At 45.7% G+C, this 17,823-nt stretch carries 15 protein-coding genes; 2 read left to right on the forward strand and 13 right to left on the reverse strand.

Going from position 1 to position 17,823, the window contains the following annotated elements:
• Together A7325_RS07640 and A7325_RS07645 are read right to left on the reverse strand one after the other, a co-directional pair.
• Window positions 1–224 (reverse strand): helix-turn-helix domain-containing protein (locus A7325_RS07640; protein WP_156508514.1); only part of this gene is annotated, 224 nt, incomplete at its 3' end.
• 113 nt (window positions 225–337) lie between these two features.
• Window positions 338–1,255: an energy transducer TonB gene (locus tag A7325_RS07645; RefSeq protein ID WP_227514963.1), complete on the reverse strand. Its 918-nt coding sequence runs from the start codon at window positions 1,253–1,255 to the stop codon at window positions 338–340.
• 562 nt (window positions 1,256–1,817) lie between these two features.
• Between A7325_RS07645 and A7325_RS07650 the strand changes: the two genes are divergently transcribed.
• Both A7325_RS07650 and A7325_RS07655 read left to right on the forward strand, forming a co-directional pair.
• On the forward strand, window positions 1,818–2,597 hold the full coding sequence (locus A7325_RS07650) for a hypothetical protein (RefSeq protein ID WP_156508516.1): 780 nt from the start codon (window positions 1,818–1,820) through the stop codon (window positions 2,595–2,597).
• A gap of 118 nt (window positions 2,598–2,715) precedes the next feature.
• Window positions 2,716–3,678, forward strand: coding sequence for an IS30 family transposase (locus tag A7325_RS07655; RefSeq protein ID WP_068406566.1), 963 nt, complete (start codon window positions 2,716–2,718; stop codon window positions 3,676–3,678).
• Between the two features lie 128 nt (window positions 3,679–3,806).
• Here A7325_RS07655 and A7325_RS07660 read toward each other — a convergent pair whose 3' ends face one another.
• The 11 genes from A7325_RS07660 to nuoE all read right to left on the reverse strand — a co-directional run bounded on the left by A7325_RS07660 (window position 3,807) and on the right by nuoE (window position 17,720).
• The gene (locus tag A7325_RS07660) at window positions 3,807–4,658 is read right to left on the reverse strand and encodes a ferredoxin--NADP reductase (RefSeq protein ID WP_068406508.1); all 852 of its coding nucleotides are present in this window, start codon (window positions 4,656–4,658) and stop codon (window positions 3,807–3,809) included.
• A gap of 223 nt (window positions 4,659–4,881) precedes the next feature.
• Window positions 4,882–6,360: an NADH-quinone oxidoreductase subunit NuoN gene (nuoN, locus tag A7325_RS07665; protein ID WP_068406511.1), complete on the reverse strand. Its 1,479-nt coding sequence runs from the start codon at window positions 6,358–6,360 to the stop codon at window positions 4,882–4,884.
• Window positions 6,361–6,363: 3 nt separating this feature from the next.
• Complete coding sequence (nuoM, locus tag A7325_RS07670) at window positions 6,364–7,992, reverse strand: NADH-quinone oxidoreductase subunit M (RefSeq protein WP_068406513.1); 1,629 nt, start codon at window positions 7,990–7,992, stop codon at window positions 6,364–6,366.
• A 1-nt stretch (window position 7,993) separates the two neighbouring features.
• The gene (gene nuoL, locus A7325_RS07675) at window positions 7,994–9,868 is read right to left on the reverse strand and encodes an NADH-quinone oxidoreductase subunit L (protein WP_068406515.1); all 1,875 of its coding nucleotides are present in this window, start codon (window positions 9,866–9,868) and stop codon (window positions 7,994–7,996) included.
• 4 nt (window positions 9,869–9,872) lie between these two features.
• Window positions 9,873–10,181 carry an NADH-quinone oxidoreductase subunit NuoK gene (gene nuoK / locus A7325_RS07680; RefSeq protein ID WP_045445153.1) on the reverse strand — a complete coding sequence of 103 codons (309 nt, stop codon included), beginning with the start codon at window positions 10,179–10,181 and terminating at the stop codon, window positions 9,873–9,875.
• A gap of 98 nt (window positions 10,182–10,279) precedes the next feature.
• On the reverse strand, window positions 10,280–11,044 hold the full coding sequence (gene nuoJ / locus A7325_RS07685) for an NADH-quinone oxidoreductase subunit J (protein WP_068406519.1): 765 nt from the start codon (window positions 11,042–11,044) through the stop codon (window positions 10,280–10,282).
• A complete protein-coding gene (nuoI, locus tag A7325_RS07690; RefSeq protein ID WP_068406521.1) occupies window positions 11,041–11,589 on the reverse strand; it encodes an NADH-quinone oxidoreductase subunit NuoI in 549 nt (182 codons plus the stop codon). Before nuoI ends, nuoJ begins: the two co-directional genes overlap by 4 nt.
• Before the next feature lie 55 nt (window positions 11,590–11,644).
• Window positions 11,645–12,640, reverse strand: coding sequence for an NADH-quinone oxidoreductase subunit NuoH (gene nuoH, locus A7325_RS07695; protein ID WP_068406568.1), 996 nt, complete (start codon window positions 12,638–12,640; stop codon window positions 11,645–11,647).
• Between the two features lie 49 nt (window positions 12,641–12,689).
• Complete coding sequence (nuoG, locus tag A7325_RS07700) at window positions 12,690–15,779, reverse strand: NADH-quinone oxidoreductase subunit NuoG (RefSeq protein ID WP_068406522.1); 3,090 nt, start codon at window positions 15,777–15,779, stop codon at window positions 12,690–12,692.
• A gap of 10 nt (window positions 15,780–15,789) precedes the next feature.
• Window positions 15,790–17,214: an NADH-quinone oxidoreductase subunit NuoF gene (gene nuoF, locus A7325_RS07705; RefSeq protein WP_068406526.1), complete on the reverse strand. Its 1,425-nt coding sequence runs from the start codon at window positions 17,212–17,214 to the stop codon at window positions 15,790–15,792.
• Entirely contained in the window at window positions 17,211–17,720 is a 510-nt protein-coding gene (gene nuoE / locus A7325_RS07710) for an NADH-quinone oxidoreductase subunit NuoE (protein ID WP_068406529.1), read from the reverse strand. Before nuoE ends, nuoF begins: the two co-directional genes overlap by 4 nt.
• Window positions 17,721–17,823: the final 103 nt, after the last annotated feature.

Raw genomic sequence — 17,823 nt, forward strand, 5'->3', positions numbered from 1 at the left:
TTGGCATGGGTTCTTAAGAAGTCAAAATCAGGATTGTTCTTTAGATCCATGATTTTATTAACCAAGTTGGTGGCATTAATAAATTCATTTTTGGCAAACATCTCAAATGAGATCGCTAGCATTTGATTCCAAACAAAGCGTGCAGAGCCGACAAGATTATTTAGAATAATCTGTTGCTCTGCATTAGGCTCAAGCCTAAATTTATACGCTTTGTTGATTTTCATTACCGCAACTAATTTTGTTTGATAGAATATAAATTCTAAAGATTATTTAGATTTCATACAGTAGCTAATTTGTATAAAAATATAATAAACACTAGGCGAAATTCACCTCCACCCTAATGTCGGGTGGAGTCCTCTTTCGCTTTTAGATAGGTGACGTCTACTCTATCACTGTAACGATAGGTACGTATCAGACGCAGCTCAACAATATCATTCATATCTTCGGTAAATTTACCAAAGGGCGCCGCTTGTCTGACCGACTGCTTGGCCGCCTCATCTAGTATCGTCGAGTTTGAGCTCTCAAGTAAACGAATGGCTTTAATATTGCCATCATTGCTAATAATCACCATCAAACGGACCTCGCCGGTGATACCTTGCGCGCGCGCTTGCGCAGGATATTGCAGATTCCCGACGCGCTCAACGTGCTCGCGAAAGGTATTGATATAATCGGCAGCAGCACCGCGGGTTGTCGAGTTGCTATCGACGGTCACGACTTTTGATTTGGTCGCATACAGCTGTTGCCGCTGTGACAGTTGCGCCTCTAAAGTCGCGATTTGCTTACGCAGACGCTCTTCTTGCGCCTTCATGTCATCTTGTTCTTGCTTGCTGTCATTATCAGACTCGACACTCGCTTGACGCCAGCTAAGCGTGGTACGTAGATAGCTTTCTTGATAGCGCTGCTGCCGAACTTGACGCTGCAGGTCAATCACATCTTGCGTCTCGCTCATTTGCTCGGCTGCCACCGGACTACTCTGGTCTGTTTCTTGGCGTATTTGCTCTTGCACCGTGCCGCCGCCTTGTTGCGACGCATTGGCAATAAACTGCGCATCTTCATTTGGCTGCATATTCTCGGTCAAAGCTTTTGCAACGTCCTGCATCATGCCAGCAGGGTCTTGCCCCAGCGAAAAACTAATGCCAAAAATAATCAGCGCATGAACGCTGACGGCTATCACCGCCGCCATCGGCAAACTGATATCGCGCTTGGGCGCTTGCGCTGAAAAATGATAGCTTTGCGAGTCTTTAATCGAAGTCACAGTGGGTCTCAGCTGATGAATATAGTAGATTCCATTTAGAAATGTTATAGGACTGCTGGAATAAATTTTGCGAAGCCTCTGGAGTGCGAAGCGCACAGCAAGCGAGGAAAATTTATTCCAGCAGAGCGCTATTTAAACGAACCACTTTTATATTGAATTGGCTATATAAGGGCGGTCGATACAAGGCGTCATAAAAGCTCTTAGATAAACTAAGCACTCGTCGACCAATGCCGGCGCTATCATACCATGAGTTAGAATTGCGTCGCTAGCACAAGCGTATACCGTCGCTACTCAATCAATCACTTATATGCAGGCTTGTTTATCAATTTATCCACTGCCAATTTTAAAAACCGCGTTTTTAGAGAAAACCTCACAAAGGTTTTATACATTTGAAAGGTTTCTATATTTGATAGTAAACAATCAGACTGCCCAATGATACAAAACGTAGACGTCCATTTTGCCTACTGTCATTTTGATATATACTGTTTTATAAACTCTTTTTGCGCCTGCCATTAAATAATGAATAATTATAAGGATAATAAGTTTGAGTAATTTCGAGCATATGGACAATATGGATAATTCAGACAGTTTTGAAGAGTTATTTGACAGTATCGCTGACCGTTTTGACGAGTCCTTTAGCGATGGCTGGGAGCGTCTTAGCCAAGCCGTCAAAACTATCTATGACAGAACCACGGATAAATTCGAGGAAGAGCTGTCCTTGCCGGTTGCCCAAATTTACGTCAACGATGCGCTGCAAAAATTTGTCACCGATAACGTCAAAGCCATTTTAGAGCTGCGCGTTGAGATACATGACGACTGGTTCCGTTTATATTGTACTATTGATGTTGGCGGGATTTATGCAGAAGTAGCAAGTAATTTTAGCTTGGTTCATGTGCAGCTGGATCGCAACGTCCAACGCTTTGTTTTTGGACAGCTGACTTATACCGATGTCCTTAACCTACGCTGTGAATCTTTTATCAAACGCCAAGGGCTTAAACTGTTTATTTGGTTTTATCATAGCGTACTGAAAAAAGACCCCTTAGGTTTCATTTTGTCTTACATCAATATCGCCCGTGCCAAAGAAGAGATTATCTACCTTGATATTAATCGCTGGCTAAAAAAGAACAAAAAAATAATGAGCACCTTATATAAAGTGCAAGTCAATTATGGTGAGCTTGAAGAAGAACAATTGGTGCTTAAAACGCAAATCAATTATCGTGATTTGCTGGCCAGCAATGCCAATGAAGATATCATTAGTGATAAGGATGAGCCTGAATTGATGCAAGGGCCTATCAATCCGATTGCTGATGCTACTGAGCCAAGTTTAGAACCTACTTCATAAGTCTAGTTTTATAAACGCCTAGATTCAAATAAGAAGTGCAACGTTTTAAAAGAATGAGTTGAAGAGTAAGATGTGCCGTGTTGCATTTCAAACTTCAACTCCTACATATCAGAACGTTATGAAACACTATACACATCTTACCCAAGAGCAAAGATATCAAATATCAGCGCTATTGCAAGCTAAAAAAGGCATGAGCGAAATAGCTAGAATTATCGGCTGTCATAAATCAACGGTTAGTCGAGAGATAAAGCGAAACATGGGACAAAGGGGTTATCGCCCCAAACAAGCCCATCGTTTGGCAAAAGAGCGCAAAGTTGTGAATAGCGCACAGATCAGCCGCTTTGGCTGGTGCTATATTGAGCACTTGTTAAACAAGAGATACTCACCTGAACAGATCACAGGGCGACTGAGGATGCTAGGTTGGCAAGATGTCCCAAGCCATGAATCAATATACCAACACATCTATACTGACAAAAAGGCAGGGGGTGATCTACACAACGCCCTTAGATGTCAAAAGCGTTATAAGAGACGGTATCTGCACGGCAATGATAGGCGTGGGAAAATAGCGAACCGCTGTGATATCACTGAGCGTCCTAGTATCATTGATACGCGCAGTCGTATAGGCGATTATGAAGGGGATACTGTGGTTGGTCATGGGCATCAAGGTGTGCTTGTCACTTTAGTAGATAGAACGACTCGAGAGACTAAGATCAAAGCGCTACCCAATCGCAAGGCAAAAGTCGTCACACAAGCTTGTATTGGCATGCTAAAAGGTGAGCAGGCGTTAACTATCACCTTTGACAACGGTAAAGAGTTTGCTGACCATGAAACGATGGCAACCGCGTTAAAGGCTGATATTTACTTCGCTCAGCCTTATCATTCTTGGGAGCGCGGAACTAATGAGAATACAAATGGTTTAATTCGTCAGTTTCTACCTAAGTCGATGCGTCTAGATAACCTATGCAGGCACTTAGTTCAGTCGATTGAAGACAGTTTAAATAATCGACCTAGAAAGGTGCTAGGGTTTAGAACACCGCTTGAGGTAAAATCTAGCTTCGGGTGCGTTGCACTTCAATGTTGAATCCAAGACGTATTAAAAGCCTTCTAAACGCTGCCTACAAAAAACGCCAATACTTAAAGACGATTATCTTTAAGCATTGGCGTTTTTTTAGTAAATACTGACTCTATCAACTTGTAGCAATCATAGGCTTACCAATAGTTTTCTACTGCAATATTGCCCTCGCCGCGGCGATTCATCACCAAGCCTAAGCTCTTTAATGTCTCTTTGGTATCTTCGACCATTTCTGGGTTACCACATAGCATCACGTGCGTACTATCGATATCTAGGTCAATACCGGCGCGCGCTTGCAACGTGCCATCTAATAATAGCTTTGGCAAGCGCTCAGTTAGTGCGCCCTCGACAGGCTCGCGGGTAACGATAGGAATAAAAATAAGCTTGGCTGGATTTTCCACCAACGAGCCAAAATCTTCTTGTAAGCTTTCAATCTTCTCAATATAAGCAAGCTCTTCTGTCGAGCGCGCGCTATAAGCCAAGACGATATGCTCGTAGTCTTCCCAGGTTTTTAAGTCTTGCAGCATCGATAAAAAAGGCGCTAAACCTGTACCTGTTGCCAATAACCATAAATCTTTTGGCAGCGGTTTTTGATAACGCGCTAAAGTTAAAAAGCCAAAAGGCATGGTGTTTAATAATAGCTCATCGCCGACTTCTAGGTGTTGTAGCTGCGAGGTAAAGGCGCCATCAGGGATAACAATAGAGAAAAATTCTAGGATTTCATCAAAGGGTGACGATACAATCGAATACGCGCGGAAGATATCTTCATTTAGCGCTTCGTTTACTGTTTCGTCCAGTTCTTCATCATAAGTATCAGCTACTGCACTCAACTGCTTATAGTAGTTTAATTGACTGGGATTAACGCCCAAGCGTACAAACTGTCCCGCGGTAAATTTAAAACTAACAGGACGACTGACGGTAAAGCTAAAGAGATTGGGCGTCCACGTGGTTTTACTGAGCACCGTTACTTTTTGAATATTGTCACTCATAATAATGATTCACCCTCGTTTTTTATGATTTATGATTGCTTATGGTTATTGATAATCGCTTATGGTTATAGATGGCTATGTTTTTGACTTTTTAAAGGCTCTAAAACAAAAGATGCGCCAAGCTTATCATAGAGCTGGCGCATCTTGGTTTTCTAACCGTCATTATCAATAAGCAGCGGTTATCAATATCGAAAACCCCTGCTCATATGCTCATATTTTATGCCTACCAAATACGAGCCAAACTTGCCCATTCAATCATACTATTCGGCAATATACCAAAGAAGAGAATGATAGCGGTGACGGCGATGACCATAATACCACCGGTACGTAAGCCCCACTGCTTTGAGACGTCAAATTCAATAAATTGTTTCGGACGTTTAAATAGCGTGAGCATGACGCGCAAGTAATAAAACAGACCAATGGCACTACCCAAGATAATCATGCCAGCCAAGAACCAGTTGGTACCTTGAACGGCGGCAAGAATCGCAAATAGCTTAGTGATAAAGCCTGCGGTCAATGGAATACCTGCCAATGACAACATCATAATGGTCATCACCGCGGTCAGTACCGGACGACGCCAGAACAGCCCTTGATAATGGGTCAATTCATCTGCTTCACCCGCTAAGCGATACGGGCTCGACATCAAGGTGACGACGCCAAAAGCACCGATAGAGGTAAAGGCATAAATCGCCATATACATGCTTGAGATACTATCAGCGGCTGAGCCAATACTGACAATCACGATAAGCACATAACCCATATGGGCAATCGACGAATAACCAAGCAGGCGCTTAAGGCTAGTCTGACGTATCGCTAATAAGTTACCCACTAGTATCGACAAGGTGGCCATAACCATGAGCAGCATCTGTACTGATGGCAGCGCCAATAGCGACGTATCAATTAAGAAGCGAACAGCAAGCGCCATCATCGCCACTTTGGTGACCGATGCCAAATAAGTAGCGACAGGTGCAGGTGCGCCTTCGTATACATCTGGCGTCCATATGTGAAATGGCGCAGCAGACAGTTTAAAAGCAATACCAAACATCATCATCGCCGTACCGACGATTAATAATGGCGACTCAAAGAGATCAACCAACGTCATACTGATAGGTTTAAAGGCGAGCGAGCCTACTTCTGCATAAATAAACGCCATACCCATCAGCAGCGTTGCCGATGCCGTGGCTGAGAGCACCAAATACTTTAGCCCCGACTCAAGCGAGCGTTTACGCATATAGGTATAAGCCAGCATACCGTATAGCGGAATCGATAGCATCTCAAGACTCATAAAGAATGAGGCTAAATGCTGGGCGCTGACCATCAGGAGCGCACCAACAGTCGATAGCAGCATGAGCAAATACAGCTCTTCTTTATGATCGTCTAAATCTGCTAAATAGGCATAAGACAGCGTAAAACAGGCCAAAGCACAGATTAAGATAACCACCATATTAAACTGGGCAAAGTTATCAATCACAAATAACTGCTCAGCTGTTGGCACAAGCGTACCGCTATCGATGATGCCAGCCATTTGCCCAAGCAAGGCAAACAGCGCTATGTTTAAACCAACCACCGAAATGGTACCGATCACCATATGTGAGCGTTTAATGGTGATGGCAATCATCACTACCAATACAGTCAACACTACCGCAATGATTGGCGCATAAGGCATCAGCCCCATCAAATCATTCATCGTAAATTCATTCATGACTTAACGTGCCTCCATTGCATCAAGCAGCTGCGATGCGTCTACTTGTGTCACTTGACTGTACATATATGCGTTATTAATCCACTGCATGGCGTGACTTGAAGTATCAAGGAACGGCTGTGGATACAGTCCGAGCCAGACCAACCCTGCTGCTAACATCAGTAGCAACGACAGCTCGCGTTTACCCAAATCTTTTAATGGACGTGAAGGCAAACCATGGGTTTCGGTTTCTCGTAACGCCACTTCTTTAATATTATTGCTACCGAACATGGCACGGTGAATCAAGATAAGCGAGTATAAACCTGCCAATACCAAGCTAAAGGTCGCAAATACCACAAACACTGGATAATCAGCAAAGGCGCCAAATAAAATCAAGAATTCGCCGATGAAGTTACCGGTACCCGGAATACCAAGTAAAGCGGCACAAAAGAACATTAGAATCGGTGCATAATAACGGAACTGACCCCACATACCGCCCATCAAGGTCAAATCGCGCGTATGCAAGCGCTCGTATAACTGCCCTGCCATAATAAACAGCGCCGCCGAACTTAAACCGTGCGCCAGCATTTGAATCATCAAACCTTGCAAGCTAATTAAGGTACCCGCGTAAATGGCTAAGACCACAAAACCCATATGCGAGATACTGGTATAAGCCAGTAAACGCTTCATATCAGTTTGCATAAAGGCCAGCCACGCCCCGTAAAAGATACCTATGGTACCCAAGGTCATGGCAATCGGCGCAAAATCTTGTGACGCTGCTGGGAATAAAGGTATGACAAAACGAATCAAACCATAAGCAGCAGTCTTAATCAAAACCCCTGCCAGATCCACCGAACCTGCGGTTGGCGCCTGCGCATGGGCGTCAGGTAGCCAGCCGTGAAAAGGGAAAATCGGCAATTTAACGGCAAAGCCAATAAAGAAGCACAGCATGATCGGATATTCCCAGCCGCCAAGTGAAGTGCCGAGTAAGTCATTATAATTAAAGCTCACCACGCCTTTTTGCGCATAGCTGATAATGACCAATATCAAAATACCGACCAGCATGATAAGACCAGAGGCTTGGGTATAAATAAAGAACTTGGTTGCCGCGTATTCTTTGGTCTTGCCGCCGACCACATCATGACCCCAAATAGCGATCAAGAAGTAGATTGGAACCAGCATCATCTCCCAAAAGAAGAAGAATAGAAACAGGTCAATGGCTAAGAAAACGCCAATAACGCCGCCCAAGCTCCATAAAAGGTTAAGATGGAAAAAACCAACGCGGCGTTGAATCTCATTCCACGAACAGGCAACTGCCGCAATACCTAGCAGACCTGTTAGGCCAACCATCAACAGCGACAAACCATCTAGTGCCAAATGAAAGCTGATACCAAAGCTTGGTATCCATGGCACCATGAATTCTGCAACCCATGGCACGTTTGCCTGAGGCGCAATCACCTGCTTACTCATGCCACTATAATCGCCGTATTGCCACAATACCAATGACAAGGCAAAAGTTAACGTCATACCGATTAGAGCAATCCAGCGCGGCAGACGTTTATTAAAGCGTTCGACCAACCAACAGAGCAACCCTGCGATAAAAGGAATTGCGATTAATGCTGGTAGCATCCACGTTTGTTGTAACTCTATCATCTTATACCACCGTCATCATTACCAGCACCAACAGCACAGCCACGCCCAAGCCAAAGCTTGCAGCGTAACCTCGAAGTGACCCTGTTTGCGTCGCAGACAATACCTTATTACCAGCAGATGCCAGCTTAGGTAATAACAGCCACGTTTTATCGATAGGGTCGGCTTTAAATAAGCGGCCGATGAACAAAAAGGGTTTTACAAAAACTATATCGTATAGCGCATCAAAGCCCATACCGTGATAGCACCAATGATATAACGCCGCACCGATTGTCGTGCGCTTAAAGCGGGTCAACAGTCGACCTTTATCGACGACATATAAGAATGCTGCGAGAATTAAACCTGCAAGCATGGCGCCCATGGCGATATATTCCGCCGTATGTTTGTCATGTGCTTGACCCGCAACTTCTAATAAGTGCCCAACACTCTCTGGCAATACGCCTTGTAATGGTGGCGTAATCCACGCACCAACGGCGGTTGATAATACCAGCAATACTGTCAGCGGTAGCCAATATGACACACCAGATAGCTTGTGCGCAGGGGTTTTTTCTTCACCAAAAAAGATAATCCAAATCATACGGAAGGTATAAAGCGCAGTTAAGAACGCACCAAATACGCCCATATAGAATAAGACTTGGTGACCGGTTGCGTAGCTCTCCCACAGAATTGCTTCTTTAGAATAGAAACCAACGGTAACCCAAGGGATTGCTGCCAGCGCGCCGCCACCGACGATATAACACCAAAATACTAACGGTATCTTTTTGCGTAAACCGCCCATCTTAAAGATATTTTGCTCATGATGAACCGCAAGAATGACCGCACCCGATGATAAGAATAGCAAGGCTTTAAAGAAAGCATGCGTCATCAAGTGGAAAATAGCTCCTTGCCATGCACCAACGCCGAGTGCTAAAAACATATAGCCAATTTGGCTCATGGTCGAATAAGCAAGGATACGTTTAATATCGGTTTGTGCCAGCGCACAAAATCCAGCGACAACCAGTGTCAATGCTCCCACTGCCCCAACCCAGTACAAAAGTACGCCTGGGGTAAGGAGAAACAACGGATGCAGACGTGCGATCAGATAAACACCCGCGGTCACCATGGTCGCAGCGTGAATCAATGCCGATACAGGCGTTGGACCTGCCATCGCATCAGCAAGCCAGGTATGTAGTGGCAGCTGCGCTGATTTACCCATCGCCCCACCAACGAGCATAATAGTGGTCAAAATCATCGTTGGATTATTGATATCAAAGATTTCTGGCGCGCGGGTGATAATCTCTTGAATATGCAAGGTGCCAAATTCGCGGAATAATAAAAACAAACCAAAGGCCAAAAACACATCACCAACACGGGTAACGGTAAAGGCTTTCATCGCTGCCCGACCATTGGCGCGGTCTTGATAATAAAAACCAATCAAAAGGTACGAGCAGATACCGACGCCTTCCCAGCCAAGATAAAGTAAGAACAAGTTATCGGCCAATACCAGCAATAACATACTGGCGACGAATAAGTTCATATAACTAAAAAAGCGCGCAAAGCCTGTTTCACCTTTCATATACCAGGCAGCAAACAGATGAATCAAAAAGCCGATACCGGTAATAACACCCGTCATCGTCAATGCCAAGCCATCAAAGCTTAAGCCAAAACTTGGCGCGAAATCCCCAACTTGGAACCACGTCCATAGCGGAATCTCGATGACTGTACCGGCAGGATTACTGGTCAAAAAGGTATAGCTGACCATGAGCGTGCATAGCGCTGATAGCAGCATGCTACCGACACCAACAATCGCTGCTACCTGCTCACTTAATTTGTCGCGCATAAAGGCTAAAATCAAAAAGCCAACGAGCGGGAATATAAAGGTTAATGGTAATAAACTCATGACATCATCCTTTCATCTCATTGGCGCTATCGACATCGAGATGCCCACGCTGATGGTAAAACCGCAATAATATTGCCAAACCAATGGCTGCCTCTGCTGCTGCTAGTGTCAAAATAAAGATAAACATAATCTGTCCATCTGGATCGACCCAGCGGCTACCGGCGACCACAAATGCCAAAGCCGTCGCATTCATCATGATCTCAAGGCTCATCAGCATAAATAAGAAATTACGCCGCACCATGACACCGCACAGACCGATTGCAAATAAAATACCGGCCAAAATCAATCCATGGCTCATGGGTATCATACCCAGTACATTTTGCGCCTCAGTAGCAGGCTGCACAAAGCCTGCTACCTCGTGGGCAAACGGCACATTTGCAACCTCCTGTGCCACGCTCGCTGCTAGTACCATCAGTCTGACTCCTTGCGCGTGACTCGTTGTATATCCGCTTGCTTACCGACATTCATACCGACATAGTCAAGCGGGTCAACCTCTTTATATTCGTATGGTTCAGCCTTGTTTAGCGCATCAGTATTCGGCATGCCATTATCATCGTAATGTTTGATACTAGCCACATTTGGATTAGAGGCTTGGCTTGCTTTGTTTTTATGGCTTTGATTATAGTCGTGAGCGTCGTGACCGATAATCTCATCATCACTAGACTCTTTACCCAAATGATAAGCAGCTACCAAGGCAGCTAATAATAGCAATGCTGCCACTTCGACCAACATAACGTATTTGGTAAATAGCACCGTACCGACGGCTTTAGCTGAAATGGTCGTACCACCAATCATTGCCGTATCGGTATGATTAAGAGCTATCAACGCATATAGCACAACCGCGATGATAATAGTTAACCCCGTCGGTACTGCCCAAGTGCCCGCATCAAGCCAGCTTTCTTCACGCTCATCATTACTCATGCCAAGATTTAGCATCATAATAACGAAGACGAACAGCACCATAATGGCACCGGCATAAACAACAATTTCAAGCGCACCAGCAAACGGCGCACCTAAGACAAAGAAAATACCTGAGATGGCCAATAACGACACAATCATCGATAAAATAGCATGCACTGGATTGGCAAGGGTCACCACGCGCAAGCTGGCAAATATTGCCACCGCTGCCAGCGCATAAAACCCTGCCAATTCAGGACTGTTTAAGATGTTCATCATGGTAGCAAGCTCCTTAGATCAATCGGTGCCGCTTCATTTTGCGCCGCGCCTTTTGGTTTATCTGCTACCGCCATACCCGTCACGCGATAATAGTTATAATCGGGATATTTACCCGGTCCTGAAATCAGCAAATGCTCTTTTTCATAAACCAAGTCTTGACGGACATATTCGCCCATCTCAAAGTCAGGCGTCATTTGAATCGCCGTCGTCGGACAAGCTTCTTCACACAAACCACAAAAGATACAACGTGAAAAGTTAATGCGGAAAAATTCTGGATACCAGCGACCATCTTCACGCTCGGCTTTTTGCAAAGAGATACAGGCGACCGGACAAGCCACGGCACATAAGTTACAAGCCACGCAGCGTTCATCACCATCAGGGTCACGCGTCAGCACAATACGGCCACGAAAGCGCGGCGGTACTGGCACTGGCTCTTCTGGATAAAGAATAGTGTCACGCGGCCTGATTGCATGACTATTGACCATCCACATACTGCGGACAATGGTAAACATACCAATGACGGTCTTTTTTATCGTAGTAAACATGGGATTATTATCCTTATCAGCTTTACCCTAGTTCATCAGTAATGGCTAGTAATGATTATAACGTTGGGGAGAAAATCAAAATCACTGCGGCAGTCACCAATAGATTAATCAAAGTTACCGGCAGGCAGATTTTCCAGCCAAAGTTCATCACCTGATCATAGCGCGGACGCATGAGTGAGCCTCGAGCCAAAATAAACATGGTCATAAAGAATAGCGTTTTAATCATGAACCAAAAAGCTGGTGGAATAAAAGGAATATCTAAATTAAACGGCGCAAGCCAACCGCCAAAAAACAAACAGGTCATCAGCGCAGAAATCAGCACGACGTTGACATATTCACCGATGAAAAACATACCGAACTTCATGCCAGAATATTCAACATGATAGCCTTCAGCCAGCTCTTGCTCTGCTTCTGGCTGATCAAATGGATGTCTATGGGTGACAGCAACACCAGCCACGACAAAGGTTAAAAAGCCAAAAAACTGCGGGATGATATACCAGCCGTCAATTTGCGATTCAACAATTTCACGTAGGTTAAATGAGCCCGTTAGCGCAACCACACCCATCAATGATAAGCCTAAGAAAACTTCATAACTGATGGTTTGCGCTGCTGACCGTAAGCCGCCAAGTAGTGAGAATTTATTGGCAGACGCCCAACCGCCAAACATCACCGCATAAACTGCAATACCTGCCATGGCAAAGAAAAACAAAATGCCGATATCCCAATCAGCAACCCCAAGGGTTGGCGAAATAGGAATAATGGCAAAGGATGCCAAGGCGGTAAACATGGCAACCGCTGGCGCCAAGGTAAACATAAACTTATCGGTAAAGTTTGGCGTCCAATCTTCTTTAAAGAAGATTTTGAGCATATCGGCAACCAGCTGTAGCGAGCCAAACGGACCGACACGGTTCGGACCATAACGATCTTGCCAAAGCGCTAGCATGCGGCGCTCATAAACAATCATCAATGCCGCAACAATCACCACCACTAAGAAGATAACCAGTGCCTGCACGACCATAAAAAGTATCGACCAGCTATCAAAGGTCATCATACCAGCCAAAAAGCTTGGCACATCAGGGATAATACGGGTAACTTGCAAATTACACCTCCTGTGTGGTGATCGGCGCGCTGTTTATTGGCGTGGCGCGGTTATTGTTGTTGGCTGTGACAGCATTATCAGTGGCCATACTGCCCATCATCGTCACTGGCGCATCGACTTTGCGTACTGACGCTGGCATAGAAGGATGGATGATACTCACCTGCCCAACCGGATAACCGATACAGCCTTCTGCTAAGTAACCAACGAGCTCAACGGGTAAAGTGATTTGCTGTTTATCAATTTCAATCGCTAGGTAATCACCCGCTGCAAGACCCCATGCTTTGGCATCGTCGATACCGACGCGCCAAGTGGCTAGCGGTAATTGCTCAGCAACCACGGGGCTACGTGATGCCATCATCGAGCTGGCATACAGGTTATAAAATGGCACCAGTTTGGCTTGTCCTTGCTGCATATCTGTGGTCGTCGCAGACAGTGCTTCTGGCGCAACGTATTGACGCGTGGCTAGGCGCTCTAAGCGATCAAATAAACGGACGCCTGGATCACCATTTCTGAGGCTGCCACCAACTTTATCTTGGTATTTATTCCACGCTTGCGGTGAGTTCCAACCGGCCGCACTGGCAAAAGGAATCATCGAGCTTGGCGTTTGCTTACCGCTATATCCTTCCATTGAAAAGGTTAAGCCTGTATCCAAATCTTTTGGCTGCATCGGCTCATGCACAGATACCGGCGCACGCATCGAGGTACGACCTGAGTAGCGACGCGGCTGACGGGCAATTTTTAGACCAGTCATGCGGTAATCGGCGTCAGGAGCCGCATCTTTAATACCAGCAAGCTTAGGATGGGTAGCGATTAGGGCGTTGATGACATCATCAAGCAGTGTCCAATCGACATCGCGACCTTCTAAGCTGCTATGAACGGCATGCAACCAGCGCCAGCCTTCTTTGATACTGCTCATTGGATGATAATATTCGTTATCATAAACTTGGAAGAAGCGCTGCGCACGACCTTCAGCAGAGATAAGTGTACCGTCTGCTTCCGCAAAGCTTGCGGCTGGCAAAACGATATCGACGTCTTTATGCCAATCAAGCAATTGATGGTCAAGGGCAATAACCGTTTTGTCCGCCAATAGCTGGGTTAATTTATGCGCATCAATGGCATCGGTTAGCTGGTTTTCAGCCACGATAACTACATCAAAATCAGTCGCCAATAACTCTTCGACCGATTGACCACCAAGCATACAAACACCAATACTATTGGCATCAGGAACCGCTAAATAAATACCCGCTTGCGCGTGATAGTTTTTATTGACCTCTTTTAGCTCAAGCTTGGTTGCAGGCTCACGCTCGACATCGTCTTGCGCTTCTGTATCAACACCGGTTTCTGGTTTGTTCGGCTTAGCAGACAAATCCTTATCTTCGCTTTGCTGCGTCGTTGCTGCTTGTGCTTCAGCAGCTTCGACCTTAGCATTATGCGCTTCGACCTGCTGCTGTTCAGTGGCTTTAATCGCCGCACGTTTTTGGGTCAGTGCCTGAGTGATTTGCGCCGCTGCTTCTATCAACGCAGTCGACGATAAGCTAGTACCCGAAACCACCAAGGGTTTATCCGCTTGGATTAAGTCATAAGCGATTTGCTGGGCTAGCGCTTGCATACCATCCGTATTCGTATCATCAGCATCTTGTTGTAAGCTTTGTGCATCTGCTATTTTTGCTAAATCATCAGCAAAATCAGCAATTGCGTCAGCGACTTTAAAACCAAGTTTGGTAATATCTTCTGGTGTCGCAACGACGCTAACTTTACTGATATCTTCTAACTTAGTTTGGATAACATCGATGATATAAACCGGGCTTTGCACGCCTTGACCAATACGTTTGACGGGCTCAGCCAGCCACGATTGGGTTTTGGTCGCCGCTGCCATTTTAATCGCTTCGTTTTTTGCCGCTTGACGAATCGATAGTGCCACACGTGATGAGGTTTGAGTAATATCCTCACCCAGCACTAATACCGCATCATGGCTTTCAATATCAGCCATACCGGGGTTATAAATGCCTTCAGTGCTTAAGACTTCGATACATTTATTGACCAGTGCTTGCTGCTGATGGTTTAGACCGGTTGAGAAGCTATCAAAGCCGACCATATTTTTTAGCGCAAAGTTGGTCTCAAGACTGGCACGTGGTGAGCCAATACCGATAACTTTTTTACCTTTGATACGTTTGATGGTTTCATCAAGCGCATAGTCGATATTGATTTTGACATGCTTGTCATTGATACGCTCAAGCGCCTGCGTTGGACGGTCTTCGCGATTGACATAACCGTAACCAAAGCGACCACGGTCACATAAGAAGTACCGGTTTACTTCACCGTTATAACGGTTTTCAATACGGCGTAATTCACCATAACGCTCGCCCGCTGAGATATTACAGCCCGCTGAGCAGCCATGACAAATGCTTGGCGCGTATTGCATGTCCCATTTACGGTTATAACGCTCAGAGTGAGTTTTATCAGTAAAGACACCGGTTGGGCAGACTTCGGTTAAGTTGCCAGAGAATTCGCTTTCGAACTGACCGTCTTTATCACGACCAAAATAAACGCGCTCGTTTGATCCATAAACACCCAAATCTTCGCCACCTGCATAGTCTTTATAAAAACGCACACAGCGATAGCAAGCGATACAGCGGTTCATTTCATGGGCGATAAACGGCCCAAGCTCTTGATTGTGATGGGTGCGTTTGGTAAAGCGATAGCGACGGCGGCTATGACCTGACATATAGGTCATGTCTTGCAAATGACAATGTCCGCCTTCTTCACAAGTTGGACAGTCATGGGGGTGGTTGACCATCAATAGCTCAACCATCGACTTACGAAAGGCTTTGGCTTCATCATCGGTGACCGAGATGTACATATCATCGCCCGGAGCGACCATACAGGACATCACCAGGCGACCACGACCCGCTTCCATATCTTCTTTATTTTGGTATTGCTTGACCGCGCACTGACGGCAAGAGCCGACTGAACCTAAGGCGGGGTGATAACAAAAATACGGCACATCAATGCCGAGCGACAAGCATGCTTGGAGCAAGTTGTCGCTGCTATCTACTTCGACAGTGGTTCCATCAATATGTATGACTGCCATGCCGCTCTCCTTATTTCACTTCTGGCTGTTGATTGGCTGCAGCCTCAATGACATCTTCACCAACCGCCTGCGCAATTTTTTGATCAAACTCAGGACGGAAATATTTAATAGCACTCATCAGTGGTTCCATCGCACCCGGCGCATGCGCGCAGAAGGTTTTGCCGATCCATAAGTCACGAGTCAACTCTTCTAATTTTTCAACGTCACCGATTTGACCTTGACCGTCGTTAATGGCGGTGAGCAATTTAACGCCCCACGGTAGACCATCACGGCATGGCGTACACCAACCGCACGATTCACGTTGGAAGAAAATCTCAAGGTTGCGCAGTAATGGCACCATATCTTGTTCTTCATCGACGACCATGATTAGCCCTGTACCCATACGGCTACCAGCTTTTTGAATGGTGTCAAAATCGACGACGGTATCTAAATGCTCAGCGGTTAAAAAGTCAGTCGATGCGCCGCCCGGCAGCCATGCTTTAAGCTTTTTACCTTCTTGCATACCGCCAGCGAAATCTTCGATAATTTCGCGCGCTGTATAACCAAATGGTAGCTCCCATAGACCAGGATCATTGACCAGACCCGAACAACCAAATAGCTTGGTGCCTGGGGTTTCGACCACGCCTTTGGCTTTTGGCAAATCTTGATACCATTTGCTACCATGCAAAATAATCGCTGAGACGTTATGCAAAGTTTCAACGTTATTAACGACGGTCGGACGACCCCATGCACCCGCCACTTGTGGAAATGGCGGTTTGGTACGCGGATTGGCACGGCGACCTTCTAGGCAGTTAATCAAAGCGGTTTCTTCACCGCAAATATAACGACCAGCGCCGGTATGAACGTGCAAATCAAAGCTAAAGTCAGACCCTAAAATATTGTCGCCGACCAAATTATTGGCACGGAGCTCTTCAAGCGCTGCTGTTAGACGCTCTGCTGCTAAAATGTATTCACCGCGAATAAAGATATAACCAGCCGTTGCACCAATCGCGTAGGCAGAAATCAGCATACCTTCGATAAGTTGTAACGGTAGACGCTCCATCAAGAGACGGTCTTTAAACGTGCCCGGCTCCATCTCATCGGCATTACAGACGAGATAACGTGGACCACCATCGGGTGGTGCCATGAGCGACCATTTGATACCAGCTGGGAAACCTGCGCCGCCACGACCTTTAACCACCGCTTCTTTAATAGTATTCAAAGTATCGTCTGGCGATTGGTTTAAAGCCATCTTTAAAGCTTCAAAACCACGTAGCGATTCATAAGTGGCTAGATCCAATACCGCATCGTGATGGGCGAGGCGCCATGTAAGCGGTTTGGTTTCACTGGTAGCGGTTGCTTTATCGCCATAAACAGGAATGCGCTGGTCATTTAATTGGCTTGGCGCTTTGCCTTGACCGCGACGAGCAATCTGCTCTGAAATGGTTAAACTCATGCGTATAGCTCCAACAATTGGGCGACTTCGGTGGGCTGCACAGGACCATAAGTGTCTTCGTTAATCAACACAGAAGGACCTTTGTCACAGTTGCCCAAACAGCAAATCGGCAATAGCGTAAAGCGGTTGTCAGCAGTGGTTTGACCATAGTCGATGCCCAGCTGCGCTTTTAATTCAGCCGCCAGCGCTTCGTAGCCCGTTAAATAACAAGCCACTGAGTCACAAATAAGGATGACATTACGCCCGACCGGCTGACGATAGATACGGTTAAAGAAAGTTGCCACCCCGTCCATGTCGGTCACAGGGATATTTAGAATATTAGCGATGGCATTAACTTGCGCATCATCGACCCAGCCATTACGCTTTTGCACGATTTTTAGGGCATCTAAAGACGCTGCCCGTGGATGGGGATAATGATGCATAAACTCATGGATAGCCGCAATCTCTTCTGCGGTTAAGATACTTGCCACATCTACTTTTGGCATTTTATCGGAAACAATTCTCATAATCTTCTTCTTTCCTCACTCAGCCCACTGTTTATATAGCGCTTGGTGCAGCAACAGCGTTTTGGTGTGCCAGTCTGGCGATAACATATTAATAAAACTTGGC

This window comes from Psychrobacter sp. SHUES1 (assembly GCF_001652315.1).
Classification (GTDB): domain Bacteria; phylum Pseudomonadota; class Gammaproteobacteria; order Pseudomonadales; family Moraxellaceae; genus Psychrobacter; species Psychrobacter faecalis.